The 2,876-nt window shown below is 65.2% G+C and carries 2 protein-coding genes; both read right to left on the bottom strand.

Features of this window, described 5'->3' with window-relative positions:
* Window positions 1-1,733, bottom strand: a 1,733-nt coding sequence (locus ABT061_RS48205; RefSeq protein ID WP_350930439.1) for a hypothetical protein, incomplete at its 3' end; no start/stop codon positions are given.
* A 127-nt stretch (window positions 1,734-1,860) separates the two neighbouring features.
* On the bottom strand, window positions 1,861-2,876 hold a 1,016-nt coding region (locus ABT061_RS48200; RefSeq protein WP_350930438.1), incomplete at its 5' end, for a hypothetical protein.

The following is a 2,876-nucleotide window of genomic DNA, read 5'->3' as shown; positions in this document are numbered from 1 at the left end:
ACGCTGGCGGGCCATCCGTACTTACGGTTGCCGTACCAGGTCAAGAACCCGGTCGCACCACCGGTCTCCTCATACAGATCCAGCGCGGCCACCGGATCGTTTTCGTGAGTGGGGTAGCTGCCCGCGCTGGGCACGAACGGCTCCTCCCGCGCCTGCGACACCCCAGCGAAATGAACCAGGTTCATCGTGCTGTCGAACTCTCCCACGGTCGGGATCGGCTGCTGATGGGTCTCGCGATATCTGAGATGCTGGCTCAGCGCCACCCGGACATTCTTGAGGTGCTCGTTCTGCAGGGACTTGATGATCTCGCTCGACCAGGTGTCCACCTTCTGCTCGATGGTGTGGAGTTGTCCCTGGATCTGGGTGAGCTGGGCGATCGACACCTGCTCCAGTTTCAGGACCTCGTCGAACTTGCCCAGCATCTCGGTGTAGATGACGTTGAGATTCTTGTTCACCCGGGCGAACTGCTCGTTCATCGCGTTGTGCAGGCCCGCCACCTGCTGGCGGAGCTCGCCGACCTGCTTGAGGATCATCTCATTGGGACTGGGCTGACCGGTCTGGAAGAGCGGGAGCAGGGCGACGACCGTGGTGATGACGGTCTTGGCGAGGTCCGCCGTCCCGGTCGAGAAGACCGCCTCCCGCCAGCCCTTGCCGGCGATCTTGGGGAGGTATTCGTTGACGGCGGTGGCGACCTTGATGACCCCGTCACAGACGGCGGCCATCTTCTGCGCCTCCTTGGGATTGGTCAGCCCGATGATCGAGGTCAGAAGCCTGAGCCCCTCCCCTGCCGCGTTGATGCTCTCCTGCCGCGTCTTGGCGCGTTCCGCCGCCAGGTCGTAGGCACTGGGTGGCGCGGCAGGCGCGTAGGTGACCCAGAGGAAGGCGCCGTCGCTTCCGTTGTGCAGAACCTCGATGTCCTTCACCGTCTGCTTGACGCTCTCGTTGCTCTTGGCCAGCAACTGGTTCAGCTGCTTGATGACTTCTTCTTTATGCTTCGGGTCGCTCTGCGGGAATTTCATGATTGCTTGAAGGTCGACGGCGTCCTTCAGGGGCGAGCTCTGCAGCAGCTCGTCGGTCGTGGCGCTCGCGGTGATGCCGGAGTCGGCACCGATCTCGGCGTTCCACGCCCTGACGGCGGGGTGGTCGGCACCCCGCTGCGCGCTCAACTCCCGGATCGCCGCCGCCGCCTTCTCGTTCAGCCCCCGCAGAACGACGGCCGCCTCGGCGTCGGCGGACCTCTGGCTGGAGAGGGACTGCCGCCAGTCGTCGTATCGCTGCGGGGAGGCGGGTAGTTCGTTCACCAGTCCGTTCAGCACCACACCGATCTCGCGATATCCCGGGTCCTCCGCCAAGGCGCCGATCCGGACAAGGGCGTCGACCTCATGGCCGGCTCCGGGATAGGCGCGGTCCAGCTTCGCGCCGATTCCGGTCTCGGACGCTTTGATGGCCTGGGTGTAGTGCTCCTCGCTCGCGGTGGGGTTGCGGGTGACCTCAGCCACATGGAGCAGGCTGAGCACGACGTCCTTGAAAAGCTGCGGACTGCGCAGACGCATCGTGGCCGCGTGCAAGACGGTGTCGATCCGCTGCTGGCCGTCAAGGGACAGCCCGGCGTGCGCGGGCGCCGCGAGTGTTCCGTGCAGCAGCGACGCTGTCAGCACGAGGGGAAGAACCACCCTTATCGCCCTGGCCAGACGGGCTACCGCCGACCCGCCACGGGTTCTGCTCGATCTCACCGATCATCCTCCTTCGGATCCGCCGATGACGGATCCGCCTATGCCGCGGGCCGGGAGAACGAGTGCCGATGACTCCGCCCATCGTTCCCCGGACCGCGTGCCTGGTGTTGTCTGTGCTGTCAGCCGGTCATGGAGTGGGGGTGTGAATCACGGTGTCGTAGGTTTCGAGGAGTTTGTGGGCGGTGGTGACGGGGGCGAGGGTCTCGGTGTAGCTGTTTTGTTTGAGGCTCTTGGAGTGGTGGTCGTAGCGCAGGCGCAGGGTGTCGGCGGTGTGGTAGGCGAAGGCCACGATGGTGTTGGCCAGCGGATCCTGGCTCCACCTGGCAACGGGCAGCTGGTTCTTGTACCAGGTCAGACAGTTGGTCAGCCAGGCATGCTGCTGGCCGGCGAAGGGATTGAAAGTCGCGGCGCAGGCCGCGTCAGAGGTGGCGGCACAAGAGTTGTAAGTGTTTTGCGCCGTGCGGAAGATGGTGGTGATGGTGGTGTCGCCGGGGGTGTCGGCGGGAAGGCGTTCGGCGCCGTGCAGCAGGACCTGCAGGAGTTCGTCGTCATTGAGAGCAGTGGGGAAACCCGCCGCGGTGTAGGCCTGCAGCAGACGCAGAGCGGTGGTCAGATCGGCGTTGGCCTGGAAGAGAGGCTTGCCGGGGGTGGTCAGCTCAGCGACGACGGCGTCGTAGTAGCCCTTCTGGCGCTCGGTCAGGAACCGGGTGACCTGGGTGCGAACGGCCTGCTGAGGCTCGGGGTATTCGGTGAGGGTGGCGGTTTCAGCGAAGGACTGCCGATAGCCGCCACTGACCCAGCGCTCACGGTAGTACTGGGTGGGGTTGCAGACCGGGGGTTCGGGACTGGGATCGGGTTTGCGGCAGACGGTGGGCACCTCCCAGGTCTTGGTCCAGGTACGCAGCGTCTGAGGCGGATTCGGAGGCTGGCCGGGAGCACTGGGCCAGGTGATGCGCAGGTGCATGGTGACCGACAGGATCGAGGGGAACTCGTCGGTGACGCCGAACTGGTTGCAGTAGCTGAGAGTGGGCCGGGAGCCTTCGGGGAAGGCGTATCGGGCCATGGGGATGGCGTTGCCGCTGTAGGTGACGTTGGCGGGCCGTTCGAGGTTGAGGATCGGGCCCTGCCCGGAGCTGCTGTTGC

Source organism: Streptosporangium sp. NPDC002544 (assembly GCF_040295965.1).
Classification (GTDB): domain Bacteria; phylum Actinomycetota; class Actinomycetes; order Streptosporangiales; family Streptosporangiaceae; genus Streptosporangium.
Note: the sequence above shows the minus strand (reverse complement) of the source record. Positions and strands in the feature narration are given on the sequence as shown.